This window comes from Streptomyces sp. NPDC002795 (genome assembly GCF_042888725.1).
GTDB lineage: Bacteria > Actinomycetota > Actinomycetes > Streptomycetales > Streptomycetaceae > Streptomyces.
In genome coordinates this window covers 479,627-496,313 of record NZ_JBIAQB010000002.1, presented here as the reverse complement: position 1 = coordinate 496,313, position 16,687 = coordinate 479,627, and the positions used below count along the sequence as shown (strand labels likewise).

Sequence of the window (16,687 nt, the reverse complement as noted above, 5' to 3'; positions counted from 1 at the left end):
CTGTGCGTGTCGGGTGGGGGTGACCCGGCGCGCGGAGTGGTGGTCCAGTGATGGGACAATGAAGGCTCTGTCAGGGCGGGTTGCTAGAGGGGACGCATGTCGGAGGCGGAGCGGGCGGGCGAGGCCCGTGAAGACAAGGGCACTCGTCAGGATTCCACCGGTCGGGACGCTCAGGGGGCTTCCGTGAAGGACCCGGAGGGCCGGCTTCTCGCCGGCCGGTACCGGCTCGGCGACGTGCTCGGCCGCGGCGGCATGGGCACTGTGTGGCGGGCCAAGGACGAGACGCTCGGGCGCACGGTGGCGGTGAAGGAGCTGCGCTTCCCGAACGCCATCGACGAGGACGAGAAGCGCCGACTGATCACGCGTACGTTGCGTGAGGCGAAGGCGATCGCGCGGATCCGCAACAACGGCGCGGTGACGGTCTTCGACGTGGTCGACGAGGACGACCGGCCGTGGATCGTCATGGAGCTGGTCGAGGGCATGTCCCTCGCCGAGGCCATCCGCGAGGACGGGCTGCTCGAACCCCGGCGGGCCGCCGAGGTCGGGCTCGCCGTGCTCGACGTGCTGCGCGCCGCGCACGCCGAGGGCATCCTGCACCGCGACGTGAAGCCGTCCAACGTGCTGATCTCCGAGGACGGCCGCGTTGTCCTGACGGACTTCGGTATCGCGCAGGTCGAGGGCGACCCGTCCATCACCTCCACGGGAATGCTCGTCGGCGCCCCCTCGTACATCTCGCCGGAGCGTGCGCGCGGCCACAAGCCGGGTCCCGCCGCCGACATGTGGTCGCTCGGCGGTCTGCTGTACGCGGCCGTGGAGGGCGTCCCGCCGTACGACAAGGGGTCGGCGATCGCCACGCTGACCGCCGTGATGACCGAGCAGGTGGACCCGCCGAAGAACGCCGGGCTGCTGGAGCCCGTGATCTACGGGCTGCTGGAGAAGGACCCCGACCAGCGGCTCGACGACGCGGCGGCGCGGTCGATGCTCAACGACGTCATCCACGCCCCGGAGCCGAAGCCGGCCCCCGAGCCGGAGCCGGTCGAGGCCACGAAGGTGGTGCCGCTGCCGCCCGCTCCCGCACCGAAGAAGCGCAAGGAGCCCAGGGAGAAGGGCGCTTCGGCGGCCAGGGCGGCTGCCGCCAAGGCCGCTGCGGCCTCGGCCGCCGCCGGTGTCGCCGCCCGGGGCGAAGAGGCCGCGGAGAAGATGCGCGGCGCCCTGACGAACGTACGCAAGGCGGCCGCCGCCGCGACGGCCCCGAAGGCGAAGTCGGAGGAGCCCGCCGCCACCGCGCCCGCCGGTCCCGCCGCGGGTGCGCGCCCCGGCGGCGCGGCCGTCCTCGCGGACGCCCTGCGGGGCCGCAACCTCATCATCGGCTCGCTCGTCGTCGCGCTCGTCGTGCTCGCCGGCATCCTGGCCCTCGTCCTGAACAACGGCGACGGCTCGGACGCGAAGGGCGGCGGCGACAAGGGCGCGTCGTCCGGGGCCACGGCCGGCGGGGACGACAAGAACGCCGGCAGCGGCGACAAGGAAGCCGACAAGGACCAGGACAAGGGCTCCGGCGACGACAAGAAGCCCTCCGGAAGCGCGTCGTCGAGTGCCTCCGCGTCCACGGATCCGAGCGCGAGCACCTCGCCGAGCGGTGACGCCGGCGGTCAGCCGGGCACGGACGTCAAGGAGACGTACAAGCACTCCCAGGGCTTCTCGATCGGCCTGCCCAAGGGCTGGAAGTACGTCAAGACGGAGGCGGCGGGGGCCCGCTTCACCGGGCCCGACGGGCAGCGGCTGCTCGTCGGCTGGACGAACTCCCCCAAGTCCGATCCGGTCGCGGACTGGCAGAACCAGGAGCGGGGCATGCGCCGCGCGCAGTACGACCGGGTGCGCATAGCTTCGGTGGACTACCGGGACTGGAAGACGGCCGACTGGGAGTTCACGTACGCCGACGGCGGCACGAAGTGGCACTCGATCGACCGGGGGACCGTGGTGAACGGCTCGCTGGGATACGGGCTGATGTACACCGCCAAGGACTCCGACTGGGGCGGCGAGCAGCGCAAGACGACCTGGAAGACATTCACACAGACGTTCAAGCCCAAGTCCTGAACCAGTGGGCCGTGCGGCACGTATCGTGAATGTTTGCGGACCGTGCGCAGTCGCTCGGCAGAGCCGGTGGAACAGGGGGAGGCGTCGTGGACGAGTACGCGGGGCGGGTGCTCGCCGACCGGTACCGGCTTCCGGTCCTCTCCTCCGACACGTACGAATCCCCGGCCGAGACGCGGGCCTTCGACACGTACAGCGGGCAGGAAGTCCTCGTGCGGCAGGTGCCGTTGCCCGAGGTCGTCGAGGCGGAGGTCCTTGACGCCGACGGGCTGCCGGAGGGTTTCAGGCCCGGCGGCGATACGGGGCGGGAGGCCGCCGAACCGTCCGTGGCGCGCGCCGTCGAGGCCGTGCAGGCCGCCGCGCGCATCCCCGACCACCCCCGCCTCGACCAGGTCTTCGACGTGTTCGCCGAGGGCGGCTCGCTGTGGATCGTGAGCGAACTGGTGGCGGCGCGGCCGCTGTCCGCGCTGCTCGCCCGTGGGCCGCTCAGTCCCTACCGGGCCGCCGAGGTCGCCGCCGACGTGCTCACGGCGCTGCGGGCGCTGCACGCGCACGGGTGGGTGCACCGGAACGTCACGGCGCGGACCGTGCTCGTCTGCGACGACGGGCGGGTGATGCTGACCGGGCTCGCCGCCGGGGCCGCGGAAGAGGCGTTGTGCGGGTATGACGTGGTGCCGGCCCTCCCGGAGGAGGCGGAGGACTTCGTCGAGGAATCGGAGGCGGTGCCGGGGGCGGGGGATTATCGGGCGGCCCGTGCCGGGGCTGTCGCCGCGTATCGGGCGGGGGCGGTGGCGGGGCGTGCGGCGCCGTCGGGTGCCGCGTTGCCCGTGCAGCCGTCCCACTGGCGGGAGTTGATACCCGAGGCCGATGGGGAGCACGACTCGGGGCTCCGCCCCGGACCCCGCGCCTCAAACGCCGGCGGGGCTGTTTCTGCCGAGCGGTCCCGGCAGGTGCGGATGACCGTCGTCGGGCCCGTCACCGAGCGGTGGGCGCCCGAGCTGGCGCATCCGGTGCAGGAGAACTGGCAGTTGGCGGCGCCCGTCGGGCCCGCCACCGATCTGTGGGCCCTCGGCGCGCTGTTGTTCCGGGCCGTGCAGGGGCACGCCCCGTACCCGGAGGAGTCCACGCCGGAGCTGGTGCAGATGGTGTGCGCCGAGCCGCCCGCGTTCGCCGAGGAGTGCGGGCCCGTGCGGCCCGTCGTCGAGTCGCTGCTGCGTCAGGACCCCACCGAGCGGCTCGACATCGAGGAACTGCGCGGCTGGCTGCGGTCGTTGGTGCGCTCCGCGCCGGAGCCGGAGGCCGGGGCGAACGTCATCCCCGCGCCCGCCTACGACGCGGCCCGGCTGCCCGTCGTACGCCGCAGGGGAGAGCTCGTCCGGGGCCGCAGGGCGCGGGTTCCGGCCACCGCGGGGCAGCACGGCAGGCACAAGCGGGGCCGGGCCGTGGAGCGTGCGCCGAGGCCCGCGCGGGCACCTCGTGAGCGGCGTCCGAGATCGCTCGGGCGGTGGCTGGTCGTGCTGATCCTGCTCGGGCTCGTGGGGGCGGTGGCGTACGCGATGGTGTTCATGCCCAAGTCGGGGCAGAGCACGGGGGCCGGGGCGGCGGGTGCCCGGCAGGGGAACGCGGGGGCCGCGCCCTCCGCCTCGTCGAAGGACCGCGGCGAGCCGTCGCCGGAGCCGTCGAGGAGCGCCACATCGCCTGCGGGAAAGCGCAGTTCGGCGCCCTCCTCCACCAAGCCGCAGTCCGACGTGGCCCCCGGTTTCGTCCTGCGCGAGGACCCCGCGGGGTTCGAGGTGGCCGTCGCCAAGGGGTGGCAGCGGACGGGGAAGAACGGGCTTGGGCAGGTCGTGTACGCGCACGGCGCCTTCGAGATGATCGTCGTCCCCGGGCGCGACTCCACGGCCACGTACGGCAAGGACCCGATGAAGTACCAGCGTGAGGAGGAGCGCGAGTTGCAGCCGTTCCGGGACTCGACCTGGGCCACGTCGAGCGGCATGAAGAGCATCGACGTCGGCGGACGGGCCATGGCCGAGGGGCAGTTCACCTGGCAGGGTTCCGACGGGCGGGAGATGTACGTCCGCAATCTCGCGATGGTGGTCGGGGGCAAGTACCACGTGGTGCAGGTGCGCGGCCCGGAGGCCGAGCGGGACGAGGTCACGCGGCTCTACCAGCAGGCGTACTCGACGTATCGCTACGGTGGTTGAGGCCGCGACAAAGCGTCACAGTGCGGTCTCTGTGCCACCCCTGGTGTTCCGTGTGTGGCGACTGATCCCTAGTGTGAACCGGGTCGACACAGTAGCGGGGAAACGTGAATCAGATGCAGGGCGAGGTCCTCGCCGGCCGGTATCGGCTCGGTGAATCCATAGGTCGCGGCGGCATGGGCCGGGTGTGGCGCGCGCACGACGAGGTGCTGCACCGCACCGTCGCCGTGAAGGAGCTGACGGCCGCTCAGTGGGTGGCCGAGGCGGACCGGGCCGTCCTGCTCGCCCGTACGCAGACGGAGGCGCGCGCCGCCGCCCGGATCAACCACCCCGCCGTCGTCACCGTGCACGACGTGCTGGAGCACGACGACCGGCCGTGGATCGTCATGGAGCTGGTGGAGGGGCGCTCGCTCGCCGACGCGGTCAAGGAGGACGGGCGCGTCGCCCCCGCAGAGGCCGCCAGGATCGGCCTGTGGACGCTGCGGGCGCTGCGCGCCGCGCACACCGCCGGTGTGCTGCACCGGGACGTGAAGCCGGGCAATGTGCTGCTCGCCAGCAACGGCCAGGTCAAGCTGACGGACTTCGGCATCGCCCAGGTCGAGGGCGACTCCACCATCACGCGGACCGGCGAGATAGTCGGCTCCGTGGACTACCTCGCGCCCGAGCGGGTGCGCGGCTCGGAGCCGGGGCCCGCGTCCGACCTGTGGGCGCTCGGCGCGACGCTCTACACCGCTGTGGAGGGGCTCTCCCCGTTCCGGCGCACGTCGCCGATCGCCACGATGCAGGCCGTCGTCGAGGAGGAGCCGGAGCCCCTGGAGAACGTCGGGGCGATCGGGCCCGTCATCGGCGCGCTGCTCAGCAAGGACCCGGACGCGCGGCCGGACGCCGACGCCGCGGAGGCGATGCTCGCCGAGGCGGCGGAGGGGCGTCGGCCGAACGCGGCGCAGGCGTACGTGCCGACGCAGGTGCACGTGCCCGCGCAGCCGACCGCGTCCACGCCCCCGCCGACGCCGATGAGCACGGCGGACACCACCACCGTGGCCCCCCCGACACCCGTCCCCCCGCCCGGCCCCGCACCCGTCCCCACGCCTGTTCCCGCGACCGCCGCGACGTCGCGCCGCTGGCCGAAGCTGCTCGCCGCCGTCCTGGCCGCCGCGCTCGTCGGCGGCGGAGGCGCGCTCGCCGCCATGTACTACGTCGATCAGCGTGCCGCCGGGAGCAGCAGCGCGGCGACGGACCAGGACAAGGAGCAGGGTTCCGGGAGCCAGGACGGCTCCGGCGAGAAGGGCGGGACGATCCCCAAGGGCGGTGCGATCCCCGACGACTGGGTGCGGCGGGACGACGTCGAGGGGTTCAGCCTGATGCTGCCGCCCAGCTGGGAGCGGCAGCAGGAGGGCTCGCAGATCGACTACACGCCCGACGGCGGGCAGCGGTTCGTCCGTATCGCCGTCGACAAGGAATCCGACTGGCAGGACTCGTACCAGCACCAGTTGGACCTGGAGAAGGGGCTGCGGCCCAAGCTGCCGGACTATCAGCGGGTGCTGTTGCAGTCGAACACGTTCCGGGACCAGCCCGGGTCGTTGTGGGAGTTCACCTGGACCGCCGGGACGCAGGACACGACGTCCGGGCCGCGGCACGCCATCGAACAGACCTACCGGGCGCACGACGGCACGGAGTACGCCATCTATCTGTCCGTGCCGGCGGCGAACTGGCCCGGCGCGCGCCAGCAGTTCGACGCGATGCTGCGCGGGTGGCAGCCCCCGCAGAGCTGACGATGTGATGTCCCCTGGCCGGAACCGTGCAGTCCCGGTGAACAAGCGTGCGGCATGATGGGGCGCATGGGGACCGAGGGGGACAACGCCCGTGTGATCGCCGGGCGTTACCGGCTGGAGGCCAGAATCGGCCGCGGCGGCATGGGCGTCGTCTGGCGGGCCGCCGACACCTTGCTCGGACGCCAGGTCGCCGTCAAGGAACTCGGCGTCGACGAGACCCTCTCGGAGGACCAGGCGCAGCAGCAGCGGGAGCGGATGCTGCGCGAGGCGCGGGCCGTGGCCCAGCTCCAGCACGCGAACGTGATCGTCGTGCACGACGTGGTGCTGTACGAGGAACACCCGTACATAGTGATGGACCTGGTCAACGGCGACTCGCTCGCCGACCGCATCGCGCGCGAAGGCCCCGTCGAGCCCCTGGAGGCCGCCCGGATCGGGCTCGCGCTGCTCGGCGCGCTGCGCGTGGCCCACGCCGCGGGCGTGCTGCACCGGGACCTGAAGCCCGCGAACGTACTCCTGGAGAGCTCGACGGGCCGGGTCGTCCTCACCGACTTCGGGATCGCGCAGGTCGAGGGCGCCACCACGCTCACCGAGACCGGCGGGTTCGTCGGCTCGCCGGAGTACACGGCGCCGGAGCGGATGGCGGGGGAGCGGGCCGGGGCAGGGGCCGACCTGTGGTCGCTCGGGGCGCTGCTCTGCGCGGCGATGAGCGGCGAATCCCCGTTCCGCCGCGACTCGTTGGGCGGCATCCTGCACGCCGTCGTCTACGAGGAGATCAGACCGCCCGAGGAGGCCGAGCCGCTGCTCCCGGTGATCCGCGGCCTCCTTGAGCGGGACCCGGCGCGCCGGATGAACCTGGACGAGGCCGAGCGGCTGCTGCGCGCGTACATCGCCACCGGGGCGACGCCGCAGCCCGCGATCCCCATCCCGCTCGTCCCGCGGGTGCTCTACACCCCGACGCAAGCCACCGTGCCGACGGCCCGGCGCAGACGTGTCGTGTCGACCCGGGCGCTGCTCGTGGCGGCGGCGCTGGTGGCCGCGGTCGCGGGGGCCGGGGTCGCCACCGCGGTGCTGCTGGCCGGTGACAACGGCAAGACGCCCGCGCCGCCGCCGACGACCACCGTCTCCGCCCCGACCCGTACGGCGTCGCCCTCCGGCTCGCCGACCTCGACCGTCACCGTGACCCGGCCGGGGACCCGTACGCCGGGCGCCGCGGCCCCGCAGGGGTACCGCACGGTCGAGGACCCCGAGGGCTTCCGGCTCGCCGTGCCCGCGGGGTTCACGCGCTCCGTGGACGGGCAGCGGATCTTCTACATGTCGCCCGGGGAGACGTACCGCATCGGCATCAAGGTGGCGCGCGCGCAGAGCGGCGGCCCCGGCGCGGTGCAGCGGCGCTCCGCCGCCGAAGGGCCCGAGAGCAATCCGGGCTACCGCGCCGCCAAGGTCACCGACACCTCGCACAACGGGCGGGACGCCGCGCTGTGGGAGTTCACCTGGGACGGGTTCAGCGGCGTCGAGGGCGCCCGGCGCACCGTCGACCTGTGCTGGGAGGAGGGCGGCCGGATGTACGACGTGTGGGTGTCGGCCCCCGTCGGCAAGAGTGCCCGGGCGCGCGCCCACTTCGACGCGGCGGTCGACACCTTCGCCGTGCCCCAGAGGTGACGGCGGCTCGCATCAGCGTGGTCACAACTCCGTGACCCCAGTGGTCCCGGAGGTGTCCCGCACGGTACTGATGGACCCATGAGTGACAACGGGGGAGCCGCGCGCGGCCAGAACGAACCCACCAGCTTCGCCCTGCAGCCGCCGCAGCAGCCGCATGTGCCGCACCCGGGCAATCCGTATGCCCAGCATGCCCACCAGCCCACGCAGGTCGTGGCCGAGCAGCAGGATCCGGGCGCGGGGCGGCTCGTGGCCGGGCGCTACCGCCTGCTGAGCAAGCTGGGCCACGGCGGCATGGGCACGGTGTGGCGGGCGAAGGACGAGACGGTGGACCGCGAGGTCGCCGTGAAGGAACCGCGGCTGCCGGACCACCTGCCGGAGCGGGAGCGGGCCAACGCGTTCGAGCGGATGCGCCGCGAGGCCCGCGCGGCGGCCCGGCTCGACCACCCGGCGGTCGTGAACGTGCACGACGTGGCCGTCGAGAACGGGCAGCCGTGGATCGTCATGGAGTTCGTGCAGGGCCGCTCGCTCGGCGCCGCCCTCCAGGAGGGCACGCTCGGCGTCCGCGAGGCCGCCCGCATCGGCCTGGAGATGCTCGGCGCGCTGGAGGCCGCGCACGCCGCGGGGATCCTGCACCGCGACGTGAAGCCGGACAACGTGATGCTCGGCCGCCACGACCGTGTGATCCTCACCGACTTCGGCATCGCCCAGATCGAGGGCGAGACGAATCTGACCGACACCGGCGGATTCGTCGGCTCGCCCGAGTTCATCGCCCCGGAGCGGGTGTTGGGGCAGCGCCCAGGACCGGCCTCCGACCTGTGGTCGCTCGGCGTCGTCCTGTACGCGGCGACCGAGGGCGTGTCCCCGTTCCGCCGCAACAACACGCCCGCCACGCTCCAGTCCGTGCTCAACGCGACACCGGCCGCGCCCGCCGCCGCGCAGGGCCCGCTGGCCGACGCCATCAACGGCCTGTTGCAGAAGGACCCGGCGCGCCGGCCGAACGCGGCGCAGACGCGCGTCCTCCTGGAGAAGGCCGCCGAGCCGCCCGCGCAGGCGCCCACCCAGGTCGTCCAGATCGGCTCTGCCCAGGGCGGCCTGCGGCTGAGCCGCAAGACCCTCCTCGGTATCGGGGCGGGGGTCGTGGTGGCGGCAGCCGCGGCGTACCTGGTCCTCGCGAACCCGTTCGCGGGGCCGCTGCCGGACGGGTGGAAGGAGTTCGAGGCGGGGGCGCCGCTGGACACGACCCTCGGGCTGCCGGAGTCGTACGTCCCGATCCCGGACGAGGACGACCCGTCCGTGATGACGTACGCGGACCCGAGCGGCGCGATCACCGTGAACCTGGCGCGCTGGGACCACAAGGACGATTCGACCGACATCGCGGGCACGGCCGACGCGGAGGCCTTCAAGGACTCCGACGACATCAAGGGCGGCACGTTCAGCGGCGCCGGCGCGTCGATGTCGAGCGACACCCCGAGCACCAGCAAGACGGACCAGAACGTCACGTACGACGACCGCGACGCCGCGCTCAACACGATCACGTACGGCGTGCGGAGCATCGGCACGGACTTCGACAAGGACGTGCCGCGCGAGGCCAAGGCCTTCTACTACAAGACCAAGGCCGGCGACATGTACCGGCTGTGGGTCGACTACCCGGGCAAGGGCGACTTCACGGAACGCGGCCGTGAGGTCGCGAAGACCGCCGTCGCCAACCTGGATGTCAAGAAGCGCTGAGCTGACGGGAATTGGCGGCAAAGCCCTGATCAGCGGCTTTGTCGCCACCGATCACTGGCGCGGTGTGTGCACTCGGTGAAACCTGTTACCGACGGGTACCGAAAGCGGACGCCCGGACTTACGCTCGCCGGTATGACGCAGTCGCAGGCCACCCCGGAGCACGTAGCAGAGCAGACCCGCACGAACCCCGTCGCGGCCGCCCCCGAGGGTGCCCGCACGGCCGTCGACGTGGTCACGCCCGACCTGATCGCGCGCCTCACGCGGGACGTGGTCGGCTCGGGGCGGACGGCGAACCACACGCCGTTCACCGGCGAGAAGCTCGCGGATCTGCCGCAGTCGACGCCCGAGGACGTGGCGACGGCGTTCGAGCGGGCCCGCGCCGCCCAGGAGGTCTGGGCGAGGACGCCGGTGCGCAAGCGCGCCGCCGTGCTGCTGCGCTTCCACGACCTGGTGCTCGCGCGCCAGGCCGAGGTGCTCGACCTGATCCAGCTGGAGACCGGCAAGGCCCGGCTGCACGCGCACGAAGAGGTGCAGGCCGTCGCGGTCGCCTCCCGGCACTACGGCCGCAAGGCCCCCGCGTACCTGCGGCCCAAGGGGCACACGGGCGCCGTCCCGACGCTGACCAAGGTGACGGAGCTGCGACAGCCGCGCGGTGTCGTCGGTCAGATCGCGCCGTGGAACTACCCCCTCGAACTCTCCGTCGGCGACGCGCTCCCCGCCTTCGTCGCGGGCAACGCGGTCGTCATGAAGCCCGACACGGAGACCTGCCTGACCGCCCTGTGGGCGCGCGACCTGCTCATCGAGGCGGGCCTGCCGCCCGAGGTCTTCCAGGTCGTCCTCGGCGAGGGCCCGGTCGTCGGCCCCGAGCTGGTCAAGCACGCCGACTACGTCTCGTTCACCGGCTCGACCCGCACGGGCCGCGAGGTCGCGCAGGGCGCCGCCGCCCGGCTGGTCGGCGTCTCCCTCGAACTGGGCGGCAAGAACGCCATGCTGGTCCTTGAGGACGCCGACGTGGAGAAGGCCGCGGCCGGTGCCGTGCGCGCCTGCTTCTCCTCCGCGGGGCAGCTGTGCATCTCCATCGAGCGGATCTACGTGCACGAGTCGATCGCCGACGCGTTCGTGGCCCGGTTCGCCGCCCGCACCAAGGGGATGCGGCTCGGCCGCTCCCTCGCGTACGGCGCGGAGATGGGCTCGCTCGTCGGGCAGCGGCAGCTGGACACGGTGACGCGGCACGTCGACGAGGCCGTCGCGAAGGGCGCCACGCTCGTCGCGGGCGGTCACGCGCGCCCCGACATCGGCCCGTACTTCTTCGAGCCGACGATCCTGGACGGCGTCGAGGCCCCGATGGCGGTCTGCGGCGAGGAGACCTTCGGCCCGGTCGTCTCCCTCTACCGCTTCAGCGACGAGGAGGCGGCGATCTCAGCTGCCAACTCCACGTCGTACGGCCTGAATTCCTCGGTCTGGACGAAGAGCGCCAAGCGCGGCCACGAGGTCGCGGCCCGCCTTCGTACCGGCACCGTCAACATCAATGAGGGGTACGCCCCCGCGTACGGCAGCGTGCAGTCGCCCATGGGCGGCATGAAGGAGTCCGGCCTCGGCCGCAGGCACGGCTCCGAGGGCATCCTCAAGTACACCGAGGCCCAGACGGTCGCCCACCAGCGCGTGATGCCGATGGCCCCGTCCTTCGGCATGGACGACGAGCGCTACGCCGCGTTCATGACGGTCAGCCTCGGCCTGATGAAGAAGTTCCGGCTGAAGTAGCCGACGTCGCGGGGCTCTGCCCCGGACCCCGCGCCTCAATCGCCGGCGGGGCTTGATTCAACCGGCCCACGCAAAGAGGGAGAACCATCAATGTCGATGGGCGAAAGCAGCCCCGCGTACGACTACGACGTCCTGATCGTCGGATCGGGTTTCGGCGGGTCGGTATCGGCCCTTCGCCTCGCCGAAAAGGGCTACAGGGTCGGCGTGCTGGAGGCGGGTCGCCGCTTCACCCCGGCCACCCTCCCCAAGAACTCCTGGGACCTGAAGAACTACCTCTGGGCCCCCAAGCTCGGCATGTACGGCATCCAGCGCATCCATCTGCTCGGAAATGTCATGGTCCTGGCAGGCGCGGGGGTCGGCGGCGGTTCGCTGAACTACGCCAACACCCTCTACGTACCGCCGAAGCAGTTCTTCGACGACCCGCAGTGGGCGCACATCACCGACTGGCAGGAGGAGTTGAAGCCGTATTACGACCAGGCGCAGCGCATGCTCGGCGTACGGATCAACCCGACGATGAGCCCCGCCGACGTGCACCTGAAGGCGGCCGCCCAGTCGATGGGCATCGGCGACACCTTCCACCTGGCGCCGGTCGGCGTCTTCTTCGGCGACGGCAAGGACGCCGAGGGCGCGTCGCGGGCCGCCCCCGGCGGGCAGGTCGAGGACCCGTACTTCGGCGGCGCGGGCCCCGCCCGCAGGGCGTGCACCGAGTGCGGCGAGTGCATGACGGGCTGCCGGCACGGCGCGAAGAACACCCTCAACGAGAACTACCTGTACCTCGCCGAGAAGGCGGGCGCGGTCGTCCACCCGATGACCTCGGTCGTCTCGGTGACCGACGACTCGCGCGGCGGCTACGCGGTGTCGACCCTGCCCACGGACGACAAGAAGGCGACGGGACGCACCTTCACCGCGCCCAAGGTCATCGTCGCGGCGGGCACGTACGGCACCCAGACCCTGCTGCACCGGATGAAGGCGAACGGCCAACTGCCGCACCTGTCCGAGCGCCTGGGCGAGCTGACCCGCACCAACTCCGAGGCCCTGGTCGGCTCGCAGACCACGAACCGCCGCTACAAGAAGAAGCACGGCATCGCGAAGGCCGACTTCACCAAGGGCGTCGCGATCACGTCCTCGATCCACCCGGACGCGAACACGCACATCGAGCCGGTCCGCTACGGCAAGGGCTCGAACTCGATGGGCGGCCTCTCGATCCTCCAGGTCCCGTACACGGAGGGCTCGTCGAGGGTCGCGGCCTGGCTGGCGAACGCCGTCAAGCACCCCACCCTGGTGGCCCGTTCGCTCTCCAACCGCCGCTGGTCGGAGAAGACCATCATCGGCCTCGTCATGCAGTCCCTCGACAACTCGCTGACCACGTATCTGAAGGCGGACGGCGTCGGCAAGGGCCTGCTCACCGCGCGGCAGGGCCACGGCGCCCCCAACCCGAAGCAGATCAAGGCCGCGACGGAGGGCGCGTCGGCGATCGCGGCGGAGATCAACGGCTTCGCGGGCTCGAACATCGGCGAACTGATCGGCACCCCGCTCACCGCCCACTTCCTGGGCGGCTGCCCCATCGGCGACAGCGCCGAGACCGGCGTGATCGACCCGTACCACCGGGTCTACGGCCACCCCGGCATCTCGGTCGTCGACGGCGCCGCCGTCACCGCCAACCTCGGCGTGAACCCGTCCCTGACGATCACGGCGCAGGCCGAGCGGGCCCTGTCGTACTGGCCGAACAAGGGTGAGGAGGACACCCGTCCGGAAACCGGCTCGGCGTACCGGCGGCTCGCGGCCGTCGAGCCGAAGAGCCCGGCGGTCCCGGCGGAGGCCTTCGGCGCGCTGAAGCTCCCGCTGCTCGCGGTGCCCGAGGTACCGCCCAAGAAGGAGCCGCTGCAGTCCAGTTGACCGCTTGAGGCGGTATGAGCGATGAGCGACACATGAGAAGGACCCGCACTCCCCCTCCGAGTGCGGGTCCTTCTTGTACGTACGTAGGGCTACGCCTCGTTGCTCACCTTGCGGCGGCGCACGGCGTACATGACCCCGCCGCCCGCCACGACGGCGAGCCCCGCTGCCGTTCCGAAGACCGGTAGCGCGGAGCCGGCCCCGGTCGAGGCGAGCGAGCCGTCGACCGGGGTGCGGCTGGCCTGCGGCGAGGGGGCGTTGGACGCGGAGGCCGACGCACTGGGCGTGGCCGTGGCGGTGGCCGAGGGCTTCGGCGTACTGGTGTGGCCGGTGGAGGTACCGGCGGCGAGGATGTCGAAGTCCCAGTACGCGTCCTCGGGCACGCTGTTGCCGCAGACGCCCTCGGGGTCCACGCTCACCGCGAGGGCGAGCCCGGCACCGGCGCCGGCCGGCGTCTTCGCGTCGACCGAGATGCGCAGCTGCACGTCGGAGTGCGCACCACGGGCGAGGGGGCCTGAGGCCGGGAACGACGCGTCGTGCTCGCGGTTGTTGTCGAGGTCCCGCCATGCGGTCCCGTCGAACCACTGAAGGCGCAGATACCGGCTCGTGTCCGACTCGTCCTCGTACGCGAACGAGAACGCGTACACCTGCGCCCGGGCCGACGCGAAGTCCTGGTCGGTCATGTTCGTGACGCGGAACGTGAAGCCGTGCCACCCGGAACCGGCGACGATCTTCGACGGAAGCCCCCGCAGCTCGGCGAGGGTGCCGGGGCTGTTCTCGGCCGCGGTGCACTCGTCGGACGGCTCGGCCTTCTTGTCGCCCGCTTCCTTCGCCTCCTTCGCTTTCGGAGCCGTGGGCGTCGACGTGGAGGGGCTCGGCGAGGCGGTGGGCGACGCGGACGCGCTCGCCGACGGGCTCGGGGCGGCGGTCCCGGTGGAGGTCGTGGTGTCCGAAGGCGGCCCGTCCGCGAACGCGGCCGGGGCGGACAACAGGGCGATCGGAGCGAGCGCGGCGGTCGCGGCCGCCGACACCAGTGCGCGACGAAGGTTCATCGGGTCCTCAGAGGGCTGGGAGATTCCGCTGAAGTGACCCGCGATGGCCAAAAAGGGTTGTACGGAGGCCGGTCGGCCTCGGGCGTCCCCGAGGCCGACCGTTCTCTGGTGTGACCGGGCTGCTGTCCCCTGCCGTCCGGTCACGTGTCTGGAGCGAGGTCCCACGACGCACGGCATGACCGATACGTCTCAACGCTCCAGCGGAGCCACGCGTGGTTCGGTTGGCCCGCCCCTGGCTGGCACGGACACCGGGACCAACGAAGCCTGTGCCAACGGGTCACGCGCCGTATGGGTGAGGACGCAACCGAACTGAGGTGCCCTGCCGGTCAGACCCGGCCCCGGCACAGTTCGAGCAGCGTCATGGCGAGCGAGGTGCCGGGCTTGCCGAGCGCGTCCCTGTAGCGCCCGAGCACCTCGTTCTCGCGCGACAGGTGCACCCGCCGCCCGCCCGAGGCGATCCGCGCCTCCTGGACGACGGCCGAGACGGCCATGCGTTCCTGGACGAGGCCGATGATCCGGTCGTCGAGCGCGTCGATGCGTTCGCGGGCGCCGGAGATCACGTCGGTGGTGGTGTTCTCGGTCGTGGCGGTCATGAGGGCTCCTCGGTGTGGTGGAGGCGGCCCCGGACCGGCAGGACCCGGAAACGCCAGACGCCCCGGGCCTTGTCGGCCCGGGGCGCCTGGTGAAGTCGCTTGTCAGTTGCTCAAGCAGCACGACCATGGCATCCGGCGGGCCGGCTGCCATAGGTAAAGACGAAGGTCGTGAACGAGAACATGGCGGGAGTATAGCCACATCAAGCCCCTGCGGCGTTTGAGCAGCGGGGTCCGGGGCGGAGCCCCGCGACCACAACCACGGGTGACGTACCCGGTAGAATCGGCCACACGACCCCCTGCTAAGCCGCCGGAAGGCAACCCGTGTCATCAGCGACTTCCGCTGCCGCCGCCCCCGACACCGTCCTGGTCGTCGACTTCGGTGCGCAGTACGCCCAGCTCATCGCCCGCCGCGTCCGTGAGGCCCGGGTCTACAGCGAGATCGTGCCGAGCACCATGCCGGTCGCGGAGATGCTCGCCAAGAACCCGGCGGCGATCATCCTCTCCGGCGGCCCCTCGTCGGTCTACGCGGAGGGCGCCCCGCGCCTGGACCGCGCGATCTTCGAGGCCGGCGTCCCCGTCTTCGGCATGTGCTACGGCTTCCAGCTGATGGCCACGGCCCTCGGCGGCACCGTCGACGACAACGGCGCCCGCGAGTACGGCCGCACCCCGCTGTCCGTGTCGAAGGGCGACTCGACGCTCTTCGAGGGCACCCCGGCCGAGCAGCCCGTGTGGATGTCGCACGGCGACGCCTGCTCCGCGGCGCCCGAGGGCTTCACCGTCACCGCGTCCACGGACGTCGTACCGGTCGCCGCCTTCGAGAACGACGAGAAGAAGCTGTACGGGGTCCAGTACCACCCCGAGGTCATGCACTCGACGCACGGCCAGCAGGTCCTGGAGCACTTCCTGTACCGCGGCGCCGGCATCGAGCCGAGCTGGACGACCGGCAGCGTCATCGAGGAGCAGGTCGCCGCGATCCGCGCCCAGGTCGGCGACAAGCGCGCCGTCTGCGGTCTGTCCGGCGGCGTGGACTCCGCGGTCGCCGCGGCCCTCGTGCAGAAGGCCATCGGCGACCAGCTGACCTGTGTGTACGTCGACCACGGTCTGATGCGCAAGGGCGAGACCGAGCAGGTCGAGAAGGACTTCGTCGCCGCGACCGGTGCGAAGCTGAAGGTCGTCGACGCGTCCGAGCGGTTCCTGAACGCGCTCGCCGGGGTCTGTGACCCCGAGGAGAAGCGCAAGATCATCGGCCGGGAGTTCATCCGCGTCTTCGAGCAGGCGCAGCTGGAGATCCTCCAGGAGGAAGGACCCGAGGTCGCCTTCCTGGTCCAGGGCACGCTCTACCCGGACGTCGTCGAGTCCGGCGGCGGCACCGGCACGGCGAACATCAAGTCGCACCACAACGTCGGCGGTCTCCCCGACGACATCGAGTTCGAGCTCGTCGAGCCGCTGCGCCAGCTGTTCAAGGACGAGGTCCGCAGCGTCGGCGCCGAGCTCGGCCTGCCGGACGAGATCGTCCAGCGACAGCCGTTCCCCGGCCCCGGTCTCGGCATCCGCATCGTCGGCGAGGTCACCAAGGACCGCCTGGACCTGCTCCGCGAGGCCGACGCGATCGCCCGCGAGGAGCTGACCACGGCCGGCCTCGACCGCGAGATCTGGCAGTGCCCGGTCGTCCTGCTCGCGGACGTCCGCAGCGTCGGCGTCCAGGGCGACGGCCGCACGTACGGTCACCCGATCGTCCTGCGCCCCGTCTCGTCCGAGGACGCCATGACGGCGGACTGGACGCGGATGCCGTACGACGTGCTCTCGAAGATCTCGACGCGGATCACGAACGAGGTCAAGGACGTCAACCGGGTCGTGCTCGACGTGACGTCGAAGCCCCCGGGCACCATCGAGTGGGAGTAGTCCTGCGAGAGTGCCGTCCACCTTCGGGTGGGCGG

General features: G+C 72.1%; 10 protein-coding genes. 8 read left to right on the top strand and 2 right to left on the bottom strand.

Translation table 11 applies throughout. The features are described from left to right. The first annotated feature begins 96 nt into the window (after positions 1 to 96). The 7 genes from ACFYWS_RS06765 to ACFYWS_RS06735 all read left to right on the top strand — a co-directional run bounded on the left by ACFYWS_RS06765 (position 97) and on the right by ACFYWS_RS06735 (position 13,108). Complete coding sequence (locus ACFYWS_RS06765) at positions 97 to 2,094, top strand: serine/threonine-protein kinase (protein ID WP_389270394.1); 1,998 nt, start codon at positions 97 to 99, stop codon at positions 2,092 to 2,094. Between the two features lie 86 nt (positions 2,095 to 2,180). After that, on the top strand, positions 2,181 to 4,295 hold the full coding sequence (locus ACFYWS_RS06760) for a protein kinase (RefSeq protein ID WP_389270391.1): 2,115 nt from the start codon (positions 2,181 to 2,183) through the stop codon (positions 4,293 to 4,295). A gap of 113 nt (positions 4,296 to 4,408) precedes the next feature. Then, positions 4,409 to 6,064 carry a serine/threonine-protein kinase gene (locus tag ACFYWS_RS06755; RefSeq protein ID WP_389271744.1) on the top strand — a complete coding sequence of 552 codons (1,656 nt, stop codon included), beginning with the start codon at positions 4,409 to 4,411 and terminating at the stop codon, positions 6,062 to 6,064. Positions 6,065 to 6,130: 66 nt separating this feature from the next. Then, complete coding sequence (locus tag ACFYWS_RS06750; RefSeq protein WP_389270389.1) at positions 6,131 to 7,723, top strand: serine/threonine-protein kinase; 1,593 nt, start codon at positions 6,131 to 6,133, stop codon at positions 7,721 to 7,723. 78 nt (positions 7,724 to 7,801) lie between these two features. Then, on the top strand, positions 7,802 to 9,451 hold the full coding sequence (locus ACFYWS_RS06745; protein WP_389270386.1) for a serine/threonine-protein kinase: 1,650 nt from the start codon (positions 7,802 to 7,804) through the stop codon (positions 9,449 to 9,451). Between the two features lie 132 nt (positions 9,452 to 9,583). Beyond that, the gene (locus tag ACFYWS_RS06740; protein ID WP_389270383.1) at positions 9,584 to 11,212 is read left to right on the top strand and encodes a succinic semialdehyde dehydrogenase; all 1,629 of its coding nucleotides are present in this window, start codon (positions 9,584 to 9,586) and stop codon (positions 11,210 to 11,212) included. Between the two features lie 90 nt (positions 11,213 to 11,302). Next, positions 11,303 to 13,108 (top strand): GMC family oxidoreductase N-terminal domain-containing protein, encoded by a 1,806-nt coding sequence (locus ACFYWS_RS06735; RefSeq protein ID WP_389270380.1) that lies wholly within the window; start codon positions 11,303 to 11,305, stop codon positions 13,106 to 13,108. A gap of 89 nt (positions 13,109 to 13,197) precedes the next feature. On the opposite strand, the gene ACFYWS_RS06730 is transcribed toward ACFYWS_RS06735, so the two are convergent. Together ACFYWS_RS06730 and ACFYWS_RS06725 are read right to left on the bottom strand one after the other, a co-directional pair. Further along, on the bottom strand, positions 13,198 to 14,157 hold the full coding sequence (locus ACFYWS_RS06730; RefSeq protein WP_389270377.1) for a hypothetical protein: 960 nt from the start codon (positions 14,155 to 14,157) through the stop codon (positions 13,198 to 13,200). A gap of 326 nt (positions 14,158 to 14,483) precedes the next feature. Continuing rightward, positions 14,484 to 14,750, bottom strand: a complete 267-nt coding sequence (locus ACFYWS_RS06725; RefSeq protein WP_389270374.1) for a chorismate mutase — start codon at positions 14,748 to 14,750, stop codon at positions 14,484 to 14,486. A 321-nt stretch (positions 14,751 to 15,071) separates the two neighbouring features. On the opposite strand from ACFYWS_RS06725, the gene guaA reads away from it, so the two are divergent. Further along, the gene (guaA, locus tag ACFYWS_RS06720; RefSeq protein ID WP_389270371.1) at positions 15,072 to 16,652 is read left to right on the top strand and encodes a glutamine-hydrolyzing GMP synthase; all 1,581 of its coding nucleotides are present in this window, start codon (positions 15,072 to 15,074) and stop codon (positions 16,650 to 16,652) included. Positions 16,653 to 16,687 lie beyond the last annotated feature (35 nt).